Origin of the sequence: Paraburkholderia sp. SIMBA_030 (assembly GCF_046535245.1) — a bacterium.
GTDB lineage: Bacteria > Pseudomonadota > Gammaproteobacteria > Burkholderiales > Burkholderiaceae > Paraburkholderia.
In genome coordinates this window covers 72,684-97,265 of the sequence record NZ_JAWRXB010000023.1, presented here as the reverse complement: position 1 = coordinate 97,265, position 24,582 = coordinate 72,684, and the positions used below count along the sequence as shown (strand labels likewise).

The 24,582-nt window shown below is 63.8% G+C and carries 23 protein-coding genes and 1 riboswitch; of the genes, 15 read left to right on the top strand and 8 right to left on the bottom strand.

The window, feature by feature from the left end:
• Window positions 1-64: 64 nt before the first annotated feature.
• The 6 genes from SB772_RS32170 (at window position 65) to SB772_RS32145 (ending at window position 5,996) form a co-directional block, all read left to right on the top strand.
• Window positions 65-1,135, top strand: a complete 1,071-nt coding sequence (locus SB772_RS32170; RefSeq protein ID WP_410837181.1) for a LacI family DNA-binding transcriptional regulator — start codon at window positions 65-67, stop codon at window positions 1,133-1,135.
• Between the two features lie 169 nt (window positions 1,136-1,304).
• Window positions 1,305-2,306, top strand: coding sequence for an ABC transporter substrate-binding protein (locus tag SB772_RS32165; protein ID WP_410837221.1), 1,002 nt, complete (start codon window positions 1,305-1,307; stop codon window positions 2,304-2,306).
• The gene (locus SB772_RS32160) at window positions 2,303-3,127 is read left to right on the top strand and encodes an ABC transporter permease (protein WP_410837180.1); all 825 of its coding nucleotides are present in this window, start codon (window positions 2,303-2,305) and stop codon (window positions 3,125-3,127) included. Before SB772_RS32165 ends, SB772_RS32160 begins: the two co-directional genes overlap by 4 nt.
• Window positions 3,128-3,159: 32 nt before the next feature.
• Window positions 3,160-4,071, top strand: a complete 912-nt coding sequence (locus SB772_RS32155; protein WP_410837179.1) for an ABC transporter permease — start codon at window positions 3,160-3,162, stop codon at window positions 4,069-4,071.
• Complete coding sequence (locus SB772_RS32150) at window positions 4,068-5,123, top strand: ABC transporter ATP-binding protein (RefSeq protein ID WP_410837178.1); 1,056 nt, start codon at window positions 4,068-4,070, stop codon at window positions 5,121-5,123. The genes SB772_RS32155 and SB772_RS32150 overlap by 4 nt, the downstream gene beginning before the upstream one ends.
• Window positions 5,124-5,168: 45 nt before the next feature.
• Complete coding sequence (locus SB772_RS32145) at window positions 5,169-5,996, top strand: phosphodiesterase (protein WP_410837177.1); 828 nt, start codon at window positions 5,169-5,171, stop codon at window positions 5,994-5,996.
• A 13-nt stretch (window positions 5,997-6,009) separates the two neighbouring features.
• Here SB772_RS32145 and SB772_RS32140 read toward each other — a convergent pair whose 3' ends face one another.
• Window positions 6,010-6,495, bottom strand: coding sequence for a DUF2569 domain-containing protein (locus SB772_RS32140; protein WP_410837176.1), 486 nt, complete (start codon window positions 6,493-6,495; stop codon window positions 6,010-6,012).
• 214 nt (window positions 6,496-6,709) lie between these two features.
• Here SB772_RS32140 and SB772_RS32135 point away from each other — a divergent pair, with 214 nt between their 5' ends.
• Window positions 6,710-7,915, top strand: coding sequence for an MFS transporter (locus tag SB772_RS32135; RefSeq protein ID WP_410837175.1), 1,206 nt, complete (start codon window positions 6,710-6,712; stop codon window positions 7,913-7,915).
• A 27-nt stretch (window positions 7,916-7,942) separates the two neighbouring features.
• On the opposite strand, the gene SB772_RS32130 is transcribed toward SB772_RS32135, so the two are convergent.
• From SB772_RS32130 to SB772_RS32105, 6 genes are all read right to left on the bottom strand, one after another.
• Window positions 7,943-8,893, bottom strand: a complete 951-nt coding sequence (locus SB772_RS32130; protein WP_410837174.1) for an EamA family transporter — start codon at window positions 8,891-8,893, stop codon at window positions 7,943-7,945.
• A 376-nt stretch (window positions 8,894-9,269) separates the two neighbouring features.
• The gene (locus SB772_RS32125; RefSeq protein WP_410837173.1) at window positions 9,270-9,497 is read right to left on the bottom strand and encodes a pentapeptide MXKDX repeat protein; all 228 of its coding nucleotides are present in this window, start codon (window positions 9,495-9,497) and stop codon (window positions 9,270-9,272) included.
• Window positions 9,498-9,609: 112 nt separating this feature from the next.
• The gene (locus tag SB772_RS32120) at window positions 9,610-10,374 is read right to left on the bottom strand and encodes a molybdopterin-dependent oxidoreductase (protein WP_410837172.1); all 765 of its coding nucleotides are present in this window, start codon (window positions 10,372-10,374) and stop codon (window positions 9,610-9,612) included.
• A gap of 23 nt (window positions 10,375-10,397) precedes the next feature.
• Complete coding sequence (locus SB772_RS32115) at window positions 10,398-11,036, bottom strand: cytochrome b/b6 domain-containing protein (RefSeq protein WP_410837171.1); 639 nt, start codon at window positions 11,034-11,036, stop codon at window positions 10,398-10,400.
• Window positions 11,037-11,077: 41 nt separating this feature from the next.
• Window positions 11,078-11,926, bottom strand: coding sequence for a DUF1223 domain-containing protein (locus SB772_RS32110; RefSeq protein WP_410837170.1), 849 nt, complete (start codon window positions 11,924-11,926; stop codon window positions 11,078-11,080).
• Between the two features lie 193 nt (window positions 11,927-12,119).
• Entirely contained in the window at window positions 12,120-12,581 is a 462-nt protein-coding gene (locus SB772_RS32105; protein WP_410837169.1) for a hypothetical protein, read from the bottom strand.
• A gap of 557 nt (window positions 12,582-13,138) precedes the next feature.
• Between SB772_RS32105 and SB772_RS32100 the strand changes: the two genes are divergently transcribed.
• The 6 genes from SB772_RS32100 (at window position 13,139) to SB772_RS32075 (ending at window position 20,213) form a co-directional block, all read left to right on the top strand.
• Entirely contained in the window at window positions 13,139-13,549 is a 411-nt protein-coding gene (locus tag SB772_RS32100) for a GreA/GreB family elongation factor (protein WP_410837168.1), read from the top strand.
• Window positions 13,550-13,742: 193 nt separating this feature from the next.
• Window positions 13,743-13,861, top strand: a riboswitch (TPP riboswitch).
• Between the two features lie 136 nt (window positions 13,862-13,997).
• On the top strand, window positions 13,998-15,929 hold the full coding sequence (gene thiC / locus SB772_RS32095) for a phosphomethylpyrimidine synthase ThiC (RefSeq protein WP_410837167.1): 1,932 nt from the start codon (window positions 13,998-14,000) through the stop codon (window positions 15,927-15,929).
• 284 nt (window positions 15,930-16,213) lie between these two features.
• On the top strand, window positions 16,214-16,426 hold the full coding sequence (locus tag SB772_RS32090) for a glycine zipper 2TM domain-containing protein (RefSeq protein WP_410837166.1): 213 nt from the start codon (window positions 16,214-16,216) through the stop codon (window positions 16,424-16,426).
• 214 nt (window positions 16,427-16,640) lie between these two features.
• Entirely contained in the window at window positions 16,641-17,117 is a 477-nt protein-coding gene (locus SB772_RS32085; RefSeq protein WP_410837165.1) for a hypothetical protein, read from the top strand.
• A 201-nt stretch (window positions 17,118-17,318) separates the two neighbouring features.
• Window positions 17,319-18,917, top strand: a complete 1,599-nt coding sequence (locus SB772_RS32080) for an L-lactate permease (RefSeq protein WP_410837164.1) — start codon at window positions 17,319-17,321, stop codon at window positions 18,915-18,917.
• 369 nt (window positions 18,918-19,286) lie between these two features.
• A complete protein-coding gene (locus SB772_RS32075; protein WP_410837163.1) occupies window positions 19,287-20,213 on the top strand; it encodes a DMT family transporter in 927 nt (308 codons plus the stop codon).
• A gap of 827 nt (window positions 20,214-21,040) precedes the next feature.
• Here SB772_RS32075 and bamC read toward each other — a convergent pair.
• Window positions 21,041-22,273: an outer membrane protein assembly factor BamC gene (bamC, locus tag SB772_RS32070; protein ID WP_410837162.1), complete on the bottom strand. Its 1,233-nt coding sequence runs from the start codon at window positions 22,271-22,273 to the stop codon at window positions 21,041-21,043.
• 494 nt (window positions 22,274-22,767) lie between these two features.
• On the opposite strand from bamC, the gene SB772_RS32065 reads away from it, so the two are divergent.
• Both SB772_RS32065 and SB772_RS32060 read left to right on the top strand, forming a co-directional pair.
• Window positions 22,768-23,214: a DUF2844 domain-containing protein gene (locus SB772_RS32065; protein WP_410837220.1), complete on the top strand. Its 447-nt coding sequence runs from the start codon at window positions 22,768-22,770 to the stop codon at window positions 23,212-23,214.
• A 30-nt stretch (window positions 23,215-23,244) separates the two neighbouring features.
• Window positions 23,245-24,540 carry a DUF3443 domain-containing protein gene (locus SB772_RS32060; RefSeq protein ID WP_410837161.1) on the top strand — a complete coding sequence of 432 codons (1,296 nt, stop codon included), beginning with the start codon at window positions 23,245-23,247 and terminating at the stop codon, window positions 24,538-24,540.
• Window positions 24,541-24,582: the final 42 nt, after the last annotated feature.

Sequence of the window (24,582 nt, the reverse complement as noted above, 5' to 3'; positions counted from 1 at the left end):
CCGGGGGTCACAGACCCTGCCGATAATTCCCCCGACGAAAACGTTTACATCTCGGGCGGAAACAATGATCCCAACGATCAAGGATGTCGCTGCACACGCGGGTTTTTCCATCGCCACGGTCTCGCGCGCGATCAACGCGCCGCATACCGTCAACCCGGTCACGCTCGACAAGGTACGTCAGTCGATCGACGCGCTCAACTTCCGTCCCAGCCCGCTAGGCCGCCAGCTGCGCAGCGAGCGCACGCGCCTCATCGGCGTGGTGCTGCCGACGCTCGCCAACCCGGTGTTCGCCGAATGCCTGCAAGGCATCGACGATCTCGCGTCGGCGCAAGGCTACCGCCTGATGCTGATGACCACCCAGTACGACGCCGACCGCGAACGCCACGCCATCGAAACGCTGCGCGAACACCGCGTCGAAGGCCTGATCCTGACGGTCGCCGATGCGGACACGCATCCGCTGCTCGACGATCTCGACCGCGCCGGCCTGCTGTACGTGCTGATGCATAACGACACGGTGCGGCGTCCGTCGGTCTCGGTCGACAATCGCCTCGCCGCTTTCGACGGCGTGCGCATGCTGATCGCGCACGGCCATCGCCGCATCCTGATGCTGGCAGGCACGCTGGCCGCCTCCGACCGCGCCCGCCAGCGGCATCTCGGCTACGAGCAGGCCATGCAGCAGGCCGGCCTCACGCCCGCGCCGGCGCTCGAGGTCGATTTCAACGCCGACGAACTGGCGCCGTCCGTGCTCGCTCATCTGACGAGCGGCCCGAACCGGCCGACCGCCCTCTTCTGCAGCAACGATCTGCTGGCGATGGTCGTGATGCGCGGCCTGCGCCGCGCACGTCTGCAGATTCCACACGACATGTCGATTCTGGGTTTCGACGGACTCGCGATGGGCGAACTGCTGTCGCCGCCATTGGCGAGCGTCTGCGCGCCGAATCGCGAGATCGGCTGCTCGGCATGGCGGCGGTTGCTGGCCCGCGTGACCGGCACATACGACGCATTCGGTGAAACCTCGCTCGCGCTGACCTTGCCGCACACCTTGCGCGAAGGCGCCACCATCGCGGCAATTTCGAACCTGAGCGCAGCCTCGCCGGCACGCGCCACAGAGCGGGCCGCGAGGCCGTTTGCATGACCCCGTTTGCATCAGTCCGTTCGTATGACTCCGCTTGCATAACGCCTTTAAACCTCGAACCACTCGCTCGCTTCTTCCCTGGAGACCCGCTGTGATCCGCTCTTCAACACGCTTGGCTTCGCCGATCAAACCCCTCTTGCGCCGTCTCAATCGCACCGTGGCCACCGCGCTGTCGGCTTGCGCGATCGTCAGCACGGCGCTTGCGATCGTCTCGCCGCAACTCGCCCACGCCGACGAAACCGCGATCTGCTACAACTGCCCGCCCGAATGGGCCGACTGGGCAAGCCAGATCAAGGCGATCCAGCAAAAGACCGGCATCCGCGTGCCGTTCGACAACAAGAACTCCGGTCAGTCGATTGCGCAATTGATGGCCGAGCAGAAGAGCCCGGTCGCCGACGTGGTGTACCTCGGCGTGTCGTCGGCCTTCCAGGCGAAAGACAAGGGTGTGATCCAGCCGTACAAGCCGGCGCACTGGGACGACATTCCCGCGAATCTGAAGGATCCGCAAGGCTACTGGTTCACGATTCACTCGGGCACGCTGGGCTTTTTCGTCAACAAGGACGCACTCGAAGGCAAACCGGTGCCGCGTTCGTGGGCCGACCTTCTGAAGCCCGAGTACAAAGGCATGATCGGCTACCTCGATCCGTCGAGCGCGTTCGTCGGCTATGCGGGCGCGGTCGCGGTGAATCAGGCGCTCGGCGGCACGCTCGACAACTTCGAACCGGGCCTCGACTGGTTCCGCAAGCTGAAGGCCAACGCGCCGATCGTGCCGAAGCAGACCGCCTATGCGCGCGTGATGTCCGGTGAAATTCCGATCCTGCTCGACTACGACTTCGACGCCTACCGCGCGAAGTACAAGGATCACGCGAACGTCGAATTCGTGATTCCGAAGGAAGGCACGATCTCGGTGCCGTATGTGATGAGTCTCGTGAAGGGCGCGCCGCACGATGCCAACGGCAAGAAGGTGCTCGATTTCGTGCTCTCCGACGAAGGCCAGAAACTGTGGGCCGATGCCTATCTGCGTCCGGTGCGCGCCAATGCGATGAGCCCTGAAACCGCCGCGAAATTCCTGCCGGCCAGCGACTACGCGCGCGTCAAGCCGGTCGATTTCGGCAAGATGGCCGAGAAGCAGTCGAGCTTCGGCGAGCGTTATCTACAGGTGATGCATTGAACGACATCACGTTCCCGCTGCGCTGGCGCATCGCGTTGATCGCGCCGGCGCTGGCGGTTTTCATCGCGTTCTGGTTGCTGCCGATGGGCGCGCTCGCGCAGATCAGCGGCGACGGCCACGCATTCGCGACCTATCGCGCGATGCTGACCAATCCGCGCTACATGTCGAGCCTCGGTGCGACCATCGTGTTGTCCGCGGCGGTGACGGCGGCGACGCTGGTGCTCTCGGTGATCGCCGGCTTGCTGCTGGCGCGCCGCGAGTTTCCGTTAAAGCGCACGCTGCTCGCGTTGCTGACGTTTCCGCTGGCCTTCCCCGGTGTAGTGGTCGGCTTCATGGTCATCATGCTGGCGGGGCGCCAGGGCTTGATCGGCGCACTGTCGTTGAAGCTGACCGGCGACCGCTGGGTGTTCGCGTATTCGATGAGCGGCCTCTTTCTCGGCTACCTGTACTTCTCGATTCCACGCGTGATCGTCACGGTGATGGCGTCGGCGACCAAGCTCGACGCCTCGCTCGAAGAAGCCGCGCGCTCGCTCGGCGCGTCGCCGTGGCGGATCACGCGCGACATCGTGCTGCCCGCGCTGTCGCCGGGTCTGATCGCGGCGGGCGCCGTGTGCTTCGCCACCGCGATGGGCGCGTTCGGCACGGCCTTCACGCTCGCCACCGACATCGACGTGTTGCCAATGACCATCTACACCGAGTTCACGCTGAACGCGAACATGATGACCGCTGCGGGCCTGTCGATCGTGCTCGGCATCGTTACGTGGCTCGTGCTCGCATTCGCGCGCAGCGTGACCGGCTCGGCCGTCGCGGCCAGCGCGTGAGCGGCGTTTCCAAACCGGATGACAGGACCTCGATGAATTCGATCACTGCCCCAATCCAGCCTGGCGCCAAGCCGCGCTCGCGACTCAGGTGGCCGACCTCGCGCACCGTGCTCGCAGCCGGCCAATGGCTCGTCACGCTGCTGCTGTGCGCGTTTCTGATCGTGCCGGTCGTGATGTCGATCGTGGCCGGACTCACGGTCAACTATTTCAAAGGCGTATCGAGCGGACTCACGCTGCGCTGGCTGATCGAAGTGTGGACGCAGTATCACAGCTCGGTGTTTCTGTCGCTCGAAGTGGCGGCGATGACCCTGCTCATTACGCTCGTGACCGGCGTGCCTGCCGGCTATGTGCTCGCGCGCAGCAAAACGCGCCTGTCGCGCATCGTCGAAGAGTTTCTGGTGCTGCCGATCGCGCTGCCCGGGCTCGCTTCGGCGCTCGCCTTGCTGGTGGTCTACGGCGGTTTTACGATGTTCCGCATGAGCGTCGCGTTCATCGTCGTAGGGCACGTAGTGTTCACGCTGCCGTTCATGGTCCGCGCGGTCGCGGCGGTTTGCGCGAGCAGCGATCTGCGCACCCTCGAAGAAGGCGCGGCCAGCCTCGGCGCGAGCTTCCTGCAACGCTTCGTGACGATCGTGTTGCCGAATGCGCGGCCGGGCATTGTCGCCGGTGCGCTGGCGGTGCTGACGCTGTCGATCGGCGAATTCAACCTGACGTGGATGCTGCACACGCCCGATACCAAGACGCTGCCGGTCGGTCTCGCCGACACCTACGCGTCGCTGCGCATCGAAATCGGCAGCGCATACACGATTCTGTTTTTCATCATGACGATGCCCTTGCTCGTCGCGATGCAATGGCTCGGCGTCGATGCGACCGGCCAGCGCAGCGTGGCGAAAAAGCGCGTCGCTGTCTCCCGTTCGAAGCCGATACCGACGTCCACGCCATGAAACTCGCCTCCGTTCCCATCACGCTCACGCAATGCGCGAAAACATTTCGCGGCACCCGCGTGCTCGAACCGCTCGATCTGCACATCGGCGCCGGTGAAACACTGGTGCTGCTTGGGCCGTCCGGTTGCGGCAAGACCACCACGCTACGCATGATCGCTGGTCTCGAAACACCCGACGCCGGCGGCCAGATTGCATTCGGCGACGAAGACGTCACCGCGCTGCCGATCGAAAAACGCCAGGTCGGCATGGTGTTCCAGAGCTACGCGCTGTTTCCGAACCTGAGCGTGCGCGGCAACGTCGGCTACGGACTGAAGATCAAACGCGTGCCGGCGGAGACCGCACGGCAACGGGTCGACGAATTGCTCGCGATGATGCGTCTCACAGCCCACGCGGACAAACCGATCGACCAGCTCTCCGGCGGCCAGCGTCAGCGTGTCGCACTGGCGCGCGCGCTGGCTGTGCAGCCGCGCGTGCTGCTGCTCGACGAACCGCTGACCGCACTCGACGCCCGCCTGCGCGACACCTTGCGCAGCGAGATGAATGCGCTGCTGCGCGAACTCGGCATCACGACTGTCTACGTGACGCACGATCAGGCCGAAGCGATGGAACTCGGCGACCGGATCGTCGTGATGAGCGCCGGGCGCATCGAACAGATCGGCTCGCCGCGCGACATCTACTATCGTCCGGCGAACCGGACGGTCGCGCAGTTCGTCGGTACGATCAACCGGCTGGCGGGCGAGCGCCGCGACGGTCTGTTGACGACGACCGGCGGCGCCGTGCCGCTTCCGTCTGGCCGTGTCCACGCGAGCAGCGATAGCGACGCGCACGAATTTTTCTTCCGTCCCGAGGATGCCTATCTTGCCGACCCGGCCAGTGCCCACTTGCGCGGCAGCATAGAAAGCACGGCGTTTCTCGGCGAGCGCACCCGGCTGACGATCGGCGGCGCCGCACCGGACGCGTTGCTGATCGACGTCGCGGGCCGCGTCGAGCTGGCGCGCGGTACGCCGGTCGGCATCTCGATCGCGCAGGACGCGCTGATTGCGCTATCGTGACAAGCCCGCATCGCATTTTTGCGCGCCATAAACAAGGACATCCCCATGCTGCTGGCTCAAATTAGCGACTTGCACATCAAACGGCCCGGCGCGCTGGCCTATCGGCACGTCGACACCGGCGCCTGCCTCGCGCGCTGTATCGCCGCGCTCAATGCGCTGGATCCGCGTCCCGATGCGGTGATCATGACCGGCGATCTGGTCGATCAAGGCGATCCGGAGCAGTACGAACACCTCAAGACGCTGCTCGCGCCGCTCGACATTCCCTACTACCTGCTGGTCGGCAATCACGACGAGCGCGCCGCGTTGCGCGCGGCGTTCCCCGATCGGGCGGAGTTGCAAGGCGGCGGCGAATTCGTGCAATACGCGGTCGACGTCGGTCCGCTGCGCGTGATCGCGCTCGATTCGATGGTGCCGGGCCAAAGCGCCGGCAATCTGTGCGACGCGCGGCTCGCGTGGCTCGCGACGCAACTCGATGCAGCGCAAGGCAAGCCCACGGTGGTCGCGTTGCACCATCCGCCGTTCGTGTGCGGGATCGCGCATATGGATGAACTGCGGCTCGATCCGGCCGCGGCGGACAAACTCGCCGCGTTGATCGCGCGCTATCCGAACGTCGAGCGGGTGATCTGCGGACATGTGCATCGGCCGATGTTCGTACGCTTTGGCGGCACGATCGCGTCGGCGGTGCCGGCGCCCGCGCATCAGGTCGTGCTCGACTTGCGCGACGACGGGCCCTCCGCGTTCGCGATGGAGCCGCCTGCGTTCGCGCTGCATCGCTACGACCCGGCGACCGGCATGGTCACGCATCATGCGTATGTGGATGCCGCCGACGGGCCGTATCCGTTTTACGAGCCAGAAGGCGAGTTGATCGACTGACGGCGTGGCCGGTTCAATTGACGACGAAGGTCGCCTGCACGCGCCGGGACAGCCTGAAATACGGTATCCCAAGCGCGGCGGCGGCGACGGCCTGAATGAAACCGTCGAACGGCATCGCGATGCCGATACCGATCGCGTGGCTCATGGCGTCGCCGAGCAGGTAGGCGCCGGTCCGCATGACGACGATCGCGAACAGCCAGGCTTGAACCTGAACCGGAAAGCGCGCCGATTTGCGCGAGGCGAGCAACGCCGGCCAGCCCGCGCCGGCGACGATAAACACGCCGATGATCACGTCGAAGCCGACTGCCATGATCACGGTGCGATACCAACCGTGCGTTTCGGGTCGCACGAACACCGCGAACAACTCCCATTCGAGCATCAGTTTGAGCGGATCGCGCAGTGCGATCGCGGTCGAGATCGTCCATGCGGCGAGGCAGGGTAAAACCACCAGAAGCCAGCCGCCGAAGGCCTTCGGTTCGAGTTTTGTTGTTGCTGTCATGCAGTCCGTCACGTGATGAGTCCTTGAGCGCGCGACGATTCTACGAACGGAAAGCGAACGACCATCTCGTTTTTGCGTGGACGGGTCAGCGCCACCGGCGCATGGCTTGCGGCTCGTAAGCGCGGACCGTGACCGTCAGCACGATCCGCCCTGCTCCGGTATGATCGGCACGCTTGAGGACCGCGCATGGGCCGGTCCATCGACGGCGCTTCTCATGTCCGCTTCCGACACCTCTTCTTCCGCATCCGCCGACCGCTCGTTGCGCGGCCTGTTGTTGCTGCTCGCGACGATTGCAGGCGTGGCCGTCGCGAACATTTACTACAACCAGCCGCTGCTCGATAACTTCCGGCAGTCGTTTCCGGACAGCGCGTCGTGGGTCGGCGCGGTGCCGGCCGTGACACAGCTCGGCTACGCGGCCGGGATGCTGTTGCTGGCGCCGCTCGGCGACCGGTTCGATCGACGCCTGTTGATCCTGTTGCAGATCGCGGGCATGTGCGTCGCGCTGGTGGCGGCGGCTGCGGCGCCGACGCTGCCGGTACTGATCTTCGCGGGCCTCGCGATCGGCGTGCTCGCCACCATTGCGCAGCAGGCCGTACCGTTCGCGGCGGAACTGGCGCCGCCGTCGCAACGCGGCCACGCGGTCGGCACTGTCATGAGCGGCTTGTTGCTCGGGATTTTGCTGGCCCGGACCGCTGCGGGTTTCGTCGCCGAGTATTTCGGCTGGCGCGCGGTATTCGGTGCTTCCGTGGTCGCGCTGCTCGTGCTGGCGGTGGTGATCATCCTGCGTCTGCCGAAGAGCAAGCCCACTTCGACTCTGCCGTACGGCAAGCTGATGGTCTCGATGTGGCATCTGGTGGTCGAGCATCGGGCGTTGCGCGAGGCGTCGCTGACGGGCGCGGCGATGTTCGCGGCATTCAGTATTTTCTGGTCGGTGCTGGCGTTGTTGCTGGCGGGCGCACCGTTTCATCTTGGACCGCAGGCCGCCGGGCTATTCGGGATTGTCGGCGCTGCGGGCGCGATGGCCGCGCCGCTGGCCGGCAAGTTTTCCGACCGGCGCGGGCCGCGCACGATTATCACGATATCGATCGTGCTGGTGGCGATATCGTTTTTCGTGTTTGCCTTATCGGCGAAGAGCATTGCCGGGTTGGTGATCGGCGTGATCGTTCTTGATGTCGGTGTGCAGGCGGCGCAGATTTCCAACCAGTCCAGAATTTATGCGCTGAAGCCTGACGCGCGCAGCCGGGTGAATACGGTTTATATGGTCGCCTATTTTATTGGCGGAGCCATAGGGTCGGGGGTCGGCGCTTTAGTCTGGCCGACTTTTGGATGGATTGGGGTGAGTGTTGCCGGGTTGGTTTTTGTCGGGCTCGCGGCATGGAATCATTTGCGGCTTGCAGCCGGGGATAGAGTTTTGGGGTAGTCGGTTTGCTTGCGGAGCAACGACCCATCAAACGGGACGCTTCTTCCGGTAATCGAACCAGAAAGACAGACCCACGCTTGCCAGAATCACCACGGTGGCGATCACCGTCGAATGCGTGACAGGCTCGCCGAGCAGCAGCGCGCCGAGCGCCACCGCGACCACCGGATTCACATACATGCAGCTGCTGGCGATGATCGGACTGGTATGCCGGATCAGAAAGCCATAGGCGACATACGCGGTCATCGTCCCGATCAGCATCAGATAGAGGAACGCCAGCACCGGCAGGAAATGCACCTCGAGCATCCGTTCGCCCGATATCCACGCGACCATCGTCGACATCGCACCGCCGAGGCCGATCTGCAACGACGTCGATAGAAATAGATCCGACGGCAGCTTCAGGCGCCCGGCCAGATGCGCGCCGCCGGCCCAGAACAATGCGCCGCACAGAATCGCGAGGCTGCCGCCCGCTGAGCCCGACGCGTTATCGCCATGACTCAGGATCGCAATCCCAACCAGCCCAAGACCGACCGCGAACCACTCGCCCCTGCCGATCCGCCGCCCCGCCACCGCCGCGATTACCGTCGCGAATAAGGGCACGGTGGCGACCATCACCGCGGCGGTGCCGGTGCCAACGGTGCGCATCCCGTAGGCCAGCATGCCGCTCGACAAGCCGACCAGCATCGTGCCGACGATGCCCGCGTTGCGGATTTCAGCGAAACGCGGCCAGACCGGGTCGCGGCGCGCCGCAAAGACGAACAGCCCGATCCCGGCAAACAGGTTGCGCAAGCCGGAGAGCAACAACGGCGGAAACGAACCGAGCGCCACGTGCACGGCAAGATACGTCGAACCCCACACGAGATAGACGACGGCGAGCGCGAGCGCGATCTGTCCGTTGCGGGACTGCGGCAAACGGATCGCCAAACCACGCGGGAAGCGCAGGGAAATACGCGAAAAGCGACTGGGAAATTGCAGCGACATGCGTTCAGCCCGCCAATGCCGCTCGAGGCGCTGCGCCTCCGCTGAAGACCCTGTGGCGGGATGGCGGACGCCGCATCGGCGATGCGGTCTGACGGGCGAGGCTGGCGGACATGTTGGTGGAACGGAAGGACGAAAGATGGCCAATGGGGCCACAACGCCGCGGCGCTCGACGGGAATCGAGCCACGGCTGACACGCGCCAAACGTCTGGCGCGACGTCGCATTATGCAGTAAGCGCACACCGCGCCGCTTGAAAGAATCGTAACTTTTTGGCGTACTTGCAACAAAAAAGCCGAGGACGTCTCCCCGGCTTTTACGTGCTGCGACGTGCTGCGATCCGCCGCGCTCAAGCTATGCGATCAGCATCGCACTGATGTCTCAGTTGGCCATGGCGCCCGACGCTTCGTGTTTCATCGCGTCGCCGCCTTTCTTCATCTTGTCGTGCTTCATCGTGTCCTTCTTCATGGTGTCCTTCGACATGTTGTCTTTGGACATCGTGTCCTTCGACATCGTATCGTTGGACATCGCGCCGCTTGCCTGCGCGAACGCGGCGCCGCCGCTGGTCAGGAGGGCGACGGCCATTGCTGCGATTGCGAATTTTTTCATGGGGTAACTCCGTTTGTTGTGGATGAGTCAGAACCGGCCTGGGCCGGCGTGTTTCCGAAGCCTCTGCCGCTCGGGGTCGCGCATTCGACTCCACATGCCCGACCCGCGCGCGTCAGGAGCCTCCGAACCAGTTGTAGCCCTGGTCGACCCAATAGCCGCCGGGGAACGTGTTGGTGACGAACATCTCGACGATGTGCTTCGGATTCTTGTAGCCGAGCTTGGTCGGCATGCGCAGCTTCATTGGAAAACCGTATTTCGCCGGCAGGCGCTCGCCGTCGTACGAGAACGTGAGGAGCGTTTGCGGATGCAGCGCGGTCGGCATGTCGATGCTTTCGTAGTAATCGTCGGCGCATTTGAAGCCGACATACTTCGCGCTGGTGTCCGCACCGATGCGCCGCAAAAAGTCGGCGAACGGCGTGCCGCCCCAGCGGCCGATCGCGCTCCAGCCTTCCACGCAGATATGCCGCGTGATCTGCTCCGCGTGCGGCAGCGCGTACAACTCCGGCAAGGTCCAGACGCGCTGGCCGGTCACGAGGCCGCTGATCTTCAGCTTGTAGTCCGAAGCATCGACGTCGGGCACCTCGTCGATGCCATAGAACGCGTTGAACGGAAACGGCCGCGTGATCTGCGCTTCGGTGTAGGTCGGCGCGAGCTGCTTCGGATCGAACAGCGCGGCTTGCGCGCGGTCGTTCAGGCGCGACACCATCATCAGAAATTTGTTGACCGATTCGTCGTCGGTCAGAGAGCAGCCGGTCAGCAGCGACAGACCGCCGAGTGTCAGCAGCCGTTTGCCGAACAGCCGCCGCGACGGCATCGCGAGTTCGCGTCGTGCGTCGATCAGGATCGATTCGCGGTCGAGTTTGTTAGCGGGTTTCATGATTGGATGTCCTTAAGCTGGGCTCATCGTCCGCGCAACATCGCGAGAAGCGAGCGCGGCACGAGTGCCACCATCGCCAGATGCACGACGATGAAAGCGGCCATCAGCGACATCGCGCAGAAATGCACGATGCGCGCGTTATCGTAGCCGCCCATCAATTCGCGCAGCAGCGGGAACTGCACCGACTTCCAGATCGCGAGGCCCGACAGCACCAGCACGATCAGATCGCAGACGACGAACAGGTAGGCGAATTTCTGCACTGCGTTGTAGACGCGCAGATCCGCGTGCGAGAGCTTGCCGGTCAGCGCAGCAATGAAGTCGTGCAGGATGGCGCGCGGCGAAATCGGCAGGAACTTGTGCACGAAGCGTCCGCTTATCAGGTTCAGCGCGAGGTACAGCAGGCCGTTGAAGACCAGCAGCCACATCGCCGCGAAATGCCATTGCAGCGCGCCGCCGAGCCAGCCGCCGAGGGTGATCGCCGGCGGAAACGTGAAGCCTGGAAAGATCGGCGAGGCATCGTAGATGCGCCAGCCTGACAGCATCATCACGATGGCCGCCAGCGCGTTGAGCCAATGCGTGACGCGCACCCACACCGGATGAATCGTGCTGCTGAGCGGCGCCGCGGGCGGCGCGGTTTTGCTGAGTGTGTGAGGGGTTGCCATGAGAATCTCCCGTGAATGGAGGCGCGGCAGCCGCGGCGCGATCAACGGCAGGCGGCCAGTTCGGCCACTTGCAATACGTCGCCGGTCGCGGCGTTTTCGACGAAGGCGACCACGCCGAAGCGGTCGGCCGATGCGGTCGTGCCGACGTCTGCACCGTCGATACGGATGTCGCGATGGATTTGCGCGGCTCCGGCGACCAGCGGCACTGGGCCGATCCATTGCCGCACCACTCTTTCGTGATGCAGTGTGACGCCGCTGTTTTCGCCGGCGCGCACTTGTGAGGTCAACGCGTTTTCATACACTGCTATGTATGCGTTTAGCGTGTCCGCAGATCTGATCGCGGAGTTGACCGCTTTGGCGGTGAATTGTGCGTTGACGTTGAATGCGCCCGTCGCTTGTGGTTTCAGTTCGAGGGCGACGTTGGCCTGCGCCGGTTCGGCTACGACCTTCTCGATTCGGTTCTGGAAACTGGCCTGTTGCGACCAGCTGCGTAGCTCGCGGCCTGATACGAAGATTTCGGGCGTGTAGATCGTGTGCCCGCCGGCCAGGTCAGTCAGGGTTTGCTGACGTTCGGTGAAACGATGCTGCGAGAAGCGGTCGGTCCAGCCCAGGCTATTCCAGTAGTCGACGTGAAGTGCCAAGGGCACGATGCTTTGGGTGGCGCCGCTGTTTTTCCATTGGCTCAGCCAGCTGTCGGCTGGAGGGCAACTGCTGCAGCCTTCGCTGCTGTAAAGCTCCACTAGCGCCACGCGGTGGGATGGGCTGCGGGACGTGCACATGTCAGCGGCGGCTTGTGCCAGGCCGCTGGCGGCGAGCGTTGCCAACGCGATTGCTAGCGCGATCGCTCGCGTGAAAGGCCGATTGGCTCGGCGGGTCGGTGCAGTTTGCATGGCGTGCTCCATCTGGATCTGCACGTTTGTCGAAGGTGGGGGCCGGTTATGACAACCGGCTGGATAATATTTTTATTTTTTCTTTGGGCGCGCCACGGAAGGGGGCTCGTTGCACGGGTTGGCGTGCGATTGGGTTTTGGTGCTTTGCCGCCTTCCGTGGCTGGTGTTTGCTTATTGTGCGCCTTGTAAGCGGTCAATCGTAACTGACCACCACCGTCACCCGCGTCTGCGCATCCACCCCATTCCCCTTCCTGGCAGAAAGCGACAGCACCCCACCATCGCGGCCGACCCGATAATGCCCATCCCGCGCAGCGGCAAAAACACGTCCAGCGCGATCGACAAACCGCGCAGCAATGGCATCGTCCCGCGCCGCCGCGCCGCCGTTCACCTGCAAGGCAACATCGGCACCCGTCGCCACCCCCGGCGGCGCATTGAAAGTCAGCGTCACGGCCGACGCCCCACGCTTAACCTGCACGCCAGCCAAGCCAACGCCCGCGGCCGGCGCGGCGGAAATCTCAAGCTGCGGCGCCACAATCGCCCCCGAAAAGGCAATCGCCCCACCTCTCGAAGCCGTCGCCACAGCCGGCCCGGCAAACAGTGCGGCCATCGCCGCCACCGTGGTCAGCGCTCTGAATCGCCATGCTCTCGTTTTCATCGGCACATCCCCTTACGTCGTCTAAAACGGCATCGCGCCAATCAATGCCGCCCGTCGCGCTACCGGGCGGCAACCGCCCCTACCATCGGGATAACGGCACAGGCCGCGGCGCCCTTGAACGCGCCGCAGCGAGAATCACCTCTGCCGCCCTGCCCCGTTGCGCCGGGAGGAAGCTGGCCTGCGCGGCTTTGGCCGCCATCGCGCTTATGACCGGGTCAAGAGACGTCCCGGCTCGTGCTAACATTCACCTTTCGATTGCGCCTATTTCGCTTACATCCGGCGCTCACCTGAACTTCTTTCTTCATCCGCCGGTCCCCGATGCATTCTCCGATCTCCCGTGTCTTCACCCGCTTGCGCCTGCGCCGCGCAACCGGTTGCGCACGCGCGGACATCATGCCGCATCACCTCGGCCAGCCGACCCGAACGCTCCCGCTTCCCGCCGCCCGGCGCCCGATCTGAACGCTGCTCCCCCTTCACCGGAGCCTCGTCGTCGGGTTCCGGGCCGATCTCATCCGCACGCTGTCCCCTTACATGCAGAGCGAATTGGAGAACCCGTCATGAAAAAGACGAAAACCTGTTACCTCACCGAACTCGACGTCGCCCGCCTTGAAAAGCACGCGGCCGCGCCCGGCGCCGACGCCAGCTTGCAACACATGCTCGACGACGTCCTGGAACGCGCCGTCATCGTCGACTCGCGCGACATTCCGGCGAATGTCGTCACGATGAATTCGCAAGCCACGCTAGTCGACGAAACCAGCGGCGAGCATATGACCTGGACGATCGTCTATCCACCCAACGCAGACTTCGCGCAGGGCTGCCTGAACGTGTTTTCGCCGCTCGGCCTCGCCTTGCTCGGCGCCAAACGCGGCGAACGTATCCGCTTCACGCCGCCAAGCGGTACGGAAAAAGTGCTGAAGCTCGAACAGATCCTGTTTCAACCCGAAGCCGCCGACGATTTCACGCTGTAAGCCACCAACACGGACAAACGCGATCACAAACGCGCTTGCGCGGCGCGCCGCTGGTGCGCCGCCGCTGGTGCACCGCATCAAGCCTGGCAACCCAATCAACTTAAGAATAGTCCGCAGCCGAGCGGTGTTATATCCGCCGTTCATAATTTCAAGACAGGTTGCCAAGCAGCGTCCAGCCGGTGTATCGTGTGCGCTGCTAACGCGGGGGTCCTGCGTCGCACGGAAGTTGGAGGTCCGTGTTGCGTGGGTGAGAAATACCCTTTGAACCTGATCTGGATAATGCCAGCGCAGGGAAGCGTACGGATTTCGCACCCAGGTCTAACGTTTTATCCATCGCGAATCCGACAACTTCCATCTCGTCTCCTGCTTAGCGGCCCCACATTGCTTTGCATGGGACCAGAGTAAGTGCTTTGCGCCAACTCTGGTCGACCGCACAGGAGATAAATGCATGAACGCCAATCCGAAGTTTCTTTCCGCCGACGCTCACGTCGATGAAGCCGCTGTCGCCCCTTTGCCGAATTCCCGCAAGGTCTATGTGAGCGGCTCGCGCCCCGATATCCGCGTGCCGATGCGCGAGATCTCCCAGGCCGATACGCCGGATAGTTTCGGCGGCGAGAAGAATCCGCCGGTCTTCGTCTACGATACGTCGGGCCCGTACTCCGATCCGGACGCCAAGATCGACATTCGCGCGGGTCTGCCGGCGCTGCGTCAGCGCTGGATCGAAGAGCGCGGCGACACCGAAGCGCTAACCGGTCTTTCCAGCGACTTCAGCCGCGAACGCGCCGCCGATACCGCCACCGCCGATCTGCGCTTCCAGGGCCTGCACCGCACGCCGCGCCGCGCCATCGCCGGCAAGAACGTCTCGCAGATGCACTACGCGCGTCGCGGCATCGTCACGCCGGAAATGGAATACATCGCGATTCGCGAGAACCAGCAGCGCGCCGCGTATCTGGAAAGCCTGAAGACCAGCGGCCCGAACGGCGAAAAACTCGCGGCGATGATGGGCCGCCAGCATCCGGGCCAGGCGTTCGGCGCGAGCGCGTTCGGTCCGAACGGCCTCACGGAAATCACGCCTGAATTCGTGCGCGAAGAAGTCGCGCGCGGCCGCGCGATCATCCCGAACAACATCAACCACCCGGAAAGCGAGCCGATGATCATCGGCCGCAACTTCCTCGTGAAGGTGAACGCGAACATCGGCAACTCGGCGGTGACTTCGTCGATTGGCGAAGAAGTCGACAAGATGACCTGGGCGATCCGCTGGGGCGGCGACACGGTGATGGATCTCTCGACCGGCAAGCACATCCACGAAACACGCGAATGGATCATCCGCAACAGCCCGGTGCCGATCGGCACGGTGCCGATCTATCAGGCGCTCGAAAAGGTCAACGGCCGCGCTGAAGACCTGACGTGGGAAATCTTCCGCGACACACTGATCGAACAGGCCGAACAAGGTGTCGACTACTTCACGATCCACGCGGGCGTGCGTCTGCAATACGTGCCGCTGACGGCCAAACGCATGACCGGTATCGTCTCGCGCGGCGGCTCGATCATGGCGAAGTGGTGCCTGGCTCACCACAAGGAAAGCTTCCTGTACGAGCACTTCGAAGACATCTGCGAAATCATGAAGGCGTATGACGTGGCCTTCTCGCTCGGCGACGGTCTGCGTCCGGGCTCGATCTACGATGCGAACGACGAAGCGCAACTCGGCGAGTTGAAGACGCTCGGCGAACTGACGCAGATCGCGTGGAAGCACGACGTGCAGACGATGATCGAAGGTCCGGGCCACGTGCCGATGCAGCTCATCAAGGAAAACATGGACCTGCAACTGGAATGGTGCGACGAAGCGCCGTTCTACACGCTGGGACCGCTGACCACCGATATCGCCCCTGGCTACGACCACATCACCTCGGGCATCGGCGCGGCGATGATCGGCTGGTTCGGCACGGCGATGCTCTGCTATGTCACGCCGAAGGAACACCTTGGCCTGCCGAACAAGGACGACGTCAAGACCGGCATTATCACGTACAAGCTCGCCGCGCACGCCGCCGACCTGGCAAAGGGCCATCCGGGCGCGCAGGTGCGTGACAATGCGTTGTCGAAGGCGCGTTTCGAATTCCGTTGGGAAGACCAGTTCAATCTCGGTCTTGACCCGGACAAGGCACGCGAGTTCCACGACGAAACGCTGCCGAAGGATTCGGCGAAGGTCGCCCACTTCTGTTCGATGTGCGGTCCGCACTTCTGCTCGATGAAGATCACCCAGGACGTGCGCGAGTTCGCCGCGCAACAGGGTGTCACCGACGACGAAGCGCTGCAGAAAGGCATGGAAGTGAAGTCGATCGAGTTCATGAAGAAAGGCGCTGAGATTTATCAGCGGCAGTAAGGTTCGGCAAGGTGGGCGCAGCGTCGCGCGCCCGCTGCTGAACCGCCCACAAATCACCTGAACGACCTGAATCGCTGCGTTGCAGCGTCAAAGCCCGCCACCGGTGGGCTTTTTGCATTTCCGGAAGAGCAGGCACGGCGCATGCTGCTCGATGGGAAACATTTGATTACGAAACCGACAGTTCGCTGACAAGCGCACACATCCAGATACGGGCTGCGGCGATAGCATCGAATGAAAGGACGGCGCGAGCTGTCCTGTTCTGAATAACCACTGGAGTAGGCATCATGAAATCGATTCGTCAGATCGGTGCCCTCGCGGCTATCGTCGCGGTTGTCGCGAGTCTTTCGGCGTGTGAGGGCATGACCACGCGGCAGCGCGACACGGCGATCGGCGCAGGCGTCGGCGGCGCGGCGGGTGCCGCGATCGGCGGCAACGCGCTTTCGACCCTCGGCGGCGCAGCGGCCGGCGGCATTATCGGCAATCAGGTCGGCAAGTAGATAACCTGAAGCGAGCCGCGCTCGTGGCGGCGGCTCGCGCATGGCCGCAAGCGCCGCGACTACTTGGCCAAGGCATGACGCCGGCCGCTTCGAACACGCTGTGCAATGACGTGAAATAAGCCGTTACGGTTTTGCAATCCCGCGCGGGCGACCGCGGCGTAAGCTCATGGCATGGCGCCCAGACAGCGGCGTCCGATGCAAACAGGAGCGCGTCATGAAGTCCCACGTCATCAATACGCTCAGCGCGATGAGCCAGCGGCTGCCCCGTCGCACACCACGTATTTCACGGATGGGTATTGCGCTTGGCGGCGCCGTTTGTGTTTTGACCTTATCCGGTTGCTATTACCCGTACGGTTACTACCCGTACGGCTATTACCCCTACTACGCTACCGTCCCCGCCGCTGCCGCACAACGCGAAGTGCCCGAGGGGACGAACGGCACGGCAGCACAAGCTCAATCCGCCCAGCAGGCACAAGCCGATGCGCAAAACTCGCCGCCGGCCTATGTCGTCGCGCAACCGCCGCCGCCCGTCTACGTTGCGCCGGCCTACCCCGCTTACTATCCGCCGCCCGTGTATCCGGCTTACTACGGGTACCCCGGCTGGTATGGACCCGCCCTGTCGATCGGCTTCGGCTACTCATGGGGCGGCCATGGCGGCTGGCATGGCGGTGGGCATGGCTACCATCACTAAGGTCCTGTTCGCCCGTAGTTTCCCTTCTTGACGCGCCGCGCCCGGGTTCTATGCTTGGGGTTGCCACACGCAGTACCCGTTTAAATAAGCGCCCCGGCGCGCCCGTCATACGCGCCGCCGACGCCCATCCGTCAGGCCAGAGCGACGCGCCCGGTAGTGCGTAGTCCCGCGTCGCGTTCGAATAACAACGAAGGAGACGCGATGTTTCACCAACTACTCACGCCCGTCGGCAATTCGCTATTGCTATCGTTCCTCGTCGCAGTACTGCCGATCGTCGTCGTGCTGCTGTTGCTTGGCTGGGCGCGCCGGCCGGCATGGCAGGCTTCGCTTGCCGGTCTGATTGTCGCGTTGATCGTGGCGATCTTCGTCTGGCAGTTCCCGGTGCGGCTCGCGATCGATTCGGTGGTCGCGGGCGCGGTGTTCGCCTGCTGGCCGGTCATGTGGATCGTGTTCGCGGCGATCCTGCTCTACAACATCGCGCAGCGCTCGGGCCGCTTTGCGGCGTTCCGCATGTGGATGACCGACAACCTGCCGAACGACCGGCGCGTCGTGCTGGTGGTGATCGGCTTCTCGTTCGGCGCGCTGCTCGAAGGCATCTCGGGCTTCGGCACGCCGATCGCGATCACCAGTTCGCTGCTGATCCTGCTGGGCTTTCCGACGCTCGAGGCGCTCACCTTCACCTTGATCTTCAACACCGCGCCGGTCGCATTCGGCGCGCTGGGCGTGCCGATCACGGTGCTCGGCGCGGTCACGCACTTGCCGGCCGACTCGCTCGCCAAGATGGTCGGCCGCCAGCTACCGTTCTTTGCCCTCCTGCTGCCGTTCTACGTGATCGGCATATACGCGGGCTTTCGCAACATGCTGCGCGTGTGGCCAGTGCTGCTGGTGTCGGGCGCGAGCTTCGCGCTGACGCAGTTCGTCGCGTCGAATTACGTGAACTACAGCCTGACCGACGTGCTGTCGTCGCTGGTGTCGCTGCTCCTGACGATCACGTTCCTGCGCGTCTGGAAACCCGCCGCCGATCCGCAATTCGCCGTCAACGTCGACCGCGTCGGCGAGGTGCGTGGCAAAGTCAGCGGCGGGCAGGGCTGGTATCCGTGGATCATCGTCTCGGTCGTGGTGATCGTCTGGACCATCGCGAAGATCTTCCTGATCGGCGACGTCAAGGTGCCGTGGCCGGGACTCGACAAAGCCGTCTTCATTACGCTCTACAACACGCCGTACAGTGCGGTGTGGGACTTCCAGCCGCTTGGCACCGGCACGGCGATTCTGGTGGCCGCCATCATTACGTCGCTCGTGGTGGGATCGGGCGTGCGCGAATTCGGCGCGGCAATCGTCGATACCTGGGTTCAGACGCGCATCGCCATTCTCACGGTGGCGACGATCGTCGGGCTCGCGTATCTGATGAACTACTCAGGCCTGAACTACACGCTCGGTCTCGGTGTCGCGTCGGTCGGACCGTTCTTTCCGCTGGTGTCCGCCTTTCTCGGCTGGGTCGCGGTGTTCCTGTCCGGCAGCGACACGTCGGGCAACGCGCTGTTCGGCAACCTGCAAGTGGTGGCCGCCAACCAGTTGAACCTCAGCCCGATTTTGATGGCGGCGACCAACTCGTCCGGCGGCGTGATGGGCAAGATGATCTCGCCACAAAACATCTCGACAGGGGTGGCGACCACCGACCTCAAAGGCAAGGAAGGCGTCGTGTTCGCAAAAACCTTCAAGCATTCGATTCTGTTGACGGTGATACTCGGCCTGCTCGTCTGGCTGCAGCAGAACGTCTTGCAGGGGATGATTCCACACTGAATGCTGCGTGTGTTCATCGGCGGGCGCGCTTTTCGAGTGGCGCGCCCGGTTTGTTTTCGGCCGTCCGTCTGTCTGGCCCAGAAGGTTTGCGGAAGTGGCGCGCTGCCGCAATAAAAATTCACATGCATCAATCGCCCGCCCCATCGCGCCTGCGTTGCCCGCTGCTCCGCCTCACTTTCATTGCAATTTTTCTCACATCAGCGTGAGAATTACTCGCTTTGCGCGTGCCCCGACTGCGCTTACGATCGCACTATCAGACGCCTTTCATCCCCCGAATCTTGCCGTTTCATTCCAGCCTGAAACGTTTCGTGCAACTGCGCTGCTACGATGCGCTGGCGTCTCGACTCAACCGCGCGCGGCGCTACCACAATGAATTCTAGAAACCTGTTGCAGTTGCTGATCCTTGCCGCCCTATGGGGCGCGTCGTTTCTGTTTATCCGCGTCGGCGTGACCGACTTCGGCGTCGCGCCGCTGATGGCGCTGCGTGTCGGCATCGGCGCGGCCTTCCTTGCGATCGTGCTGATCGCGCGACGGCCACTGCGCCAGTCCGCAACGACGCTGCGCACGCGGGCCTTTCCGCTGCTGGTCGTCGGCATCCTGAATTCGGCCGCGCCCTTCTGTCTCTTCGCGTACGCGGAGTTGACGCTGTCGGCGGGTGTCACGTCGGTGATCAATGCAAGCACGCCGCTGTGGGGCGCGCTCGTCGCGTTTCTATGGCTGCGCGATCGCCTGAGCGCGCTGCGCACGCTCGGGCTCGTGATCGGCTTTCTCGGCGTATTGATGCTAGTGTGGGATCAGATCGCCGCGCCGAACGGCTCGGCCGCCACGCCGCTGACGACCGCGCTCGCGGCCGGCGCCGCGCTCGGCGCCACGCTGCTGTATGGTGTCGCCGCCAATTACACGAAACGGCACCTGACCGGTGTCGACGCATTGACTGTCGCAACCGGCACGATGACCGGCGCCACAATCGTTTTGCTGCCGCTTGCCGTGATCTACTGGCCGGCCGCGCCGATCTCGCTGCATGCGTGGGGTGCGGTGATCGCGCTGGGTGTCGCGTGTACCGGCGTCGCGTACATGCTGTTCTTCCACCTGATCGCGGTGGCCGGACCGGCACGTGCAATCACGGTGACCTTCGTGATCCCGATCTTCGGCATTCTCTGGGGCGCGCTGTTCCTCGGCGAAAGCGTGTCGCCCGGCATGCTGGAAGGCTGCGGCGTGATTCTGGTCGGCACCGCGCTCGCTACCGGCGTGATCAAACGGCTGCCGTGGGTCGGATCGCGCCGTGCCGACACCTGAATGCCCGCCTCGGCGACGCTCTCAGCATCGCCGCATCTGCTGATCGCATCAATTCCCGCGCCCCAAAAAATAGCCCGCACTCCAAATGGAGTGCGGGCGAAACCATCGCCCTACGAGGATAGGCGACGAGGCCACCGGGGCCGCGCGCCACGCGCGCAGGCCGTCATCGGGCGAAGCACCGGTTCGTCGGGCGGTGCTGGAATGATCTGCGAACCGCCGGGCTGTGACTCGCCGCAAAATTCACGTCGCGTATGCTCATCCGGCCCCGTGGGTCTTACTCAGCAGCTTGCATGCCAGTTGTGAAAATCCCACGAAAAATGGTTCGCAAGACATTGATTATTATTAGAATTCCCTGCGATCTGAGAGGCTGGTGAGGCGCAATCGAAGGCGTTTCGGGCGCTTCGGGAGTTACGTCGCCGGCGTAACGTCACGTTACATGCGGCCACACGCGGCGGCCGCGAGGCGCTGCTTCAAGCGCTTGCGAACCGTTGGTGAACCGCTTTGATTTCAAGGCGTAGATCATTTCGTGCGCTGCGCCGTAGGCCGCATCCGCAGGCCGGTCGGCCGCCGTGGTTCGGGCGGAGCCAGTGCGGCGCCGCACACGAGTGCCAGGACGAGCAAGCTCGCCACCAGATCCAGTAAGGAATCACGTCAAACATGGCCAACCCCCGTTGATAAGCCGGTTTGTACCGGTATGCCTGCACGGAAGCAAAACGCATGCGCAGCAAGGCACACGTCCACGGCCAATGGCGCGAGGCATAAAAAACCCGCCCGGTTTGCATGCCGGGCGGGTTTTCAGATAGCGCTTTTGCGTACTACGACTTCGTTCAGTGCAACTGGTCGACCATCAGACTCATGATCTGCTTGGCCGGCGCGCTCTGATCGATCTGTCCCTTGTCGTCGACCACTGCCACACGGGTCTCGTTCGGCGTCACCGCGCGCACGTTCACGCGATACTGCCTGGCGACCTTTTCCTTCTTGCCGTGGAACACCTGGCTCCAGAAACCCTGCTCCGCCGAGGTCATATCCTTCGGATCGACGTAGCGCACGAAGTACAGCCCCCGGCTGACATCGCGATCGTCGACGGTGAAGTTGCTGCGATCGAGCGCGAGACCCACGCGCAGCCAGGCACGGTCGTACGGTTCGCCGAGCGTCAACTCGGTGGACGAGAACTGCGCCGCGGTATTCGCCGAGCCCGCGTCAGGCATTGGCTGCTGTGCCGACAGCGCGACGTTTTGCGCCGCGGCGGCCGCAGCCGCCGACTTCGCACCCGCCGTGGCGGCATTCGGCGCCGTTTGCGCGCCGGCCGGCGACAGGTCGGCGCTTTGCGTGCCGCCCGACTTGACCCGCGAATCGGCGAGCGCCAGCGAAGCCATCAGGCGCTTCAGATATTCGGTTTCGAGGCCGGGATCGTTCGGCTTCGGTTCCCACTTGCTCGATTCGTTGTTCGTGCCAGTAAGCGCCTCGCGCATGCCTTTCTGGCTGACGAACACATAGGTGCCGCCGTTGGGCGCCGCTTCGAGACGCGTGCGGTATTTGTTGCGTTCCGAGGTCACGTAGCTGTTGCCCATCGCCTTCGACAGCGTGCCGCGGATCAGGCCTTCGTTGATCTGCGCGTGAGTTTCGTTCCAGTCGGTTTCCATCACGCCCTTGTCGCGCTGGTCGACCACCAGCAGGAAGCCCTGTTCCTGCCAGAAACGGCGGATTTGCGCCCACGCCTGGTCGGGCGCCTTGTTGTCGATCACCAGCCAGCTTTCGCTGCCGTCGCGCTGGATATGCATGCCGGTAACGGGCGGCACGACGGCCAGGGTGTTCGCGACCGGCGCTTGCGCCTGCACCTGCTTGAGCGTGGACAACGAGGTTTCGCCGCCTTGCGGGGGCAATGAACGCTGATCGGACGTCTCATCGATCATGTTCGGCGGTACGGCAAGTGACACCTGCTTCGATTTCGAGTCGCTCTTGTAGTCGATTTTGGTCGGCGACGAGGTACCGCAGCCGGCGACCAGCCCGCCTGCCATCAGCATTACTGCAAACCGCTTGGTAAGACGAAGATCAGTCATGTTCGGGGAATCCTTCCGCTACGCCACGGCAAGTTTCCGTGGATCAACCCGACATTTTACCGATCCCGGCGGCACATGTGCAAAAAGTGGGGTTTGCCGGCGAATTGGACAGCGCGAGGCGGGCGAAACACACGCGGCGATTGGGTCCGGGCAAGCCGGCAAGGTCGCCGCGTCCGGTGACCTTGCCGGCATCCCAAAACGGTCCGGCGCCGAGTTCGGCGGCTCCCTCGGCCGCTTTATCGAGCGGCCAGATTTAACAGTTCACAACACTTCTTTTTAGCCTGTCAGGCACCCCCTACATCGTCGTCAGAGCGTTGTTTTAAAAGACGCTTTCCGGCCTCGCCGACCGCCGATTTTGAGATTACAGAATGCAGCTCGTATCCCGCCCTACAAAGGTCAGGAACCCTGAGTGTTATCTTGAATTGACTATCTTGATAAAAATTCGCGGGCTGCCTGCGAGACACATTGCCATGCCAAATCCTTTTTTCCGACCAATGGTCAGCGCCTGCGTGACGGTGCTGATTCTGCTGCTCGGCAACGCCGATGCGCGCGCCGAACTGGGCGGCACGATGCCCAGCCAGACAGATCCAGCGGTTGCCGGGGCCTCGTCACAAACCCTGCTGAACGGCGCCATGCGCATGCGCACGCTGACCGATGCGGGCAATACCACGCTCAACGAATACGCGTCGAGCACGGGCCGGATCATCGCTTACACCTGGCAAGGCCCAACGATGCCCGATCTGCGCGCGCTGCTGGGAAAGTACGTCGACTCCTACCGGGCAGGCGCTGCCGCCTTGACGGCGGGCGGCAATCTGCACGCTTCGCGGGTGGTCCGGCCGGACGTGATCGTCGAATCCGGCGGGCCGATGCGCGGCTATGTCGGACGCGCGTGGCTGCCGGCGGCCCTGCCGCCCGGCGTCACGTCCGACGACTTCCGTTGATTGACGGGACTCCATAACGAGACAGACGCCATGAAGACACCCTTTCATCTCCACCCCCTGCTCCTGATCTGCACCTCACTCGCCGGCTGCGGCGGTGGTGGCGGCAGTTCCCCGGCTACCCCAACCCAGGCCAGCCCGGCCAGTGCCGCGAGCGCGCCGGCCGACGCCGCGCCCGCCTCGTCACCATCCGGAACTTCGGTAGCGGGCACATCCACCTCCGTGCCGCAGTCGACCACGCCCAACGTTCAGCCGATCACGGTAAGCACCGCGCCGGGCCTGACGCGCAACATGCTGACGACCAGCGTCACCGTCTGCCAGCCCGGCACCGGCCATTGCGCGACGATCGACAACATTCAGGTCGATACCGGCTCGCACGGCTTGCGGATTCTCGCGTCGGCGCTGCCGGCCAGCCTGCCGCTCGCGGCGGTCGCGACGGTCGCGACGGTCGCTTCAGGCAGCGGCATCGCCGGCGAGTGCGCGGTGTTCGGCGGCGGCTACGCGTGGGGCTCGGTGCGCAGTGCGGACGTCCGCATGGCCGGTCAGTTGGCCGCGTCGCTTCCGATCCAGCTGATCGCCGACTCCGCGCTGCCGAACGTGCCCACCGACTGCGCGGGCTCAGGTCCGGCGATGCTGACCGTGAACAGCCTGCGCGCCAATGGCATTCTCGGCGTCGGCCTGTTCGCGGCCGACTGCGGCAGCGGCTGCGTCAATGCTGCGCTGCCCCGCTGGTATTACAGCTGCGACGCCGGCGGCGCCTGCCTCGCCAGTGCGCAAGCCCTCGCGCAACAAGTGACCAATCCGGTCAGCCGCTTCGCGTTGGACAACAACGGCGTCGTGATCGACCTGCCGGCGATCGCTGACGGCGGCGCGGCCAGCGTGTCAGGCTCGATGATCTTCGGCATCGGCACCCAGGCAAACAACACGCTCGGCAGTGCGGCCGTCATCAAGGCGAATCAGCAGACGGGTTATGTGCGCACCACCAGCGCAGGCCAGACCTATTCGCAAAGTTACGTCGACAGCGGCTCGAACGGGCTGTTTTTCGCCAGCACCCAGTTTCCGCAATGCGGCTACTGGTACTGCCCGAGTTCGACGCAAACGGCGAGCGCCGCGATGATGGGCATCGATGGCGCGTCGAGCACCGTGTCAGTTGCGGTCGGCAATTCGCGCGCACTGTTCGCTTCGTCGAATAATGCATTCAACAACCTGGCCGGGATTGCCAGCAACAGCTTCGGTTGGGGTCTGCCGTTCTTTTTCGGACGGCGCGTCTACACGGCGATCGCGTCGCGCGTCACGTCGGCCGGGCCCGGTCCTTTTTATGCTTTCTGAGCGCCGGGCATCAGGATCCGCTTTCCGATAGAGCGCGCCGTA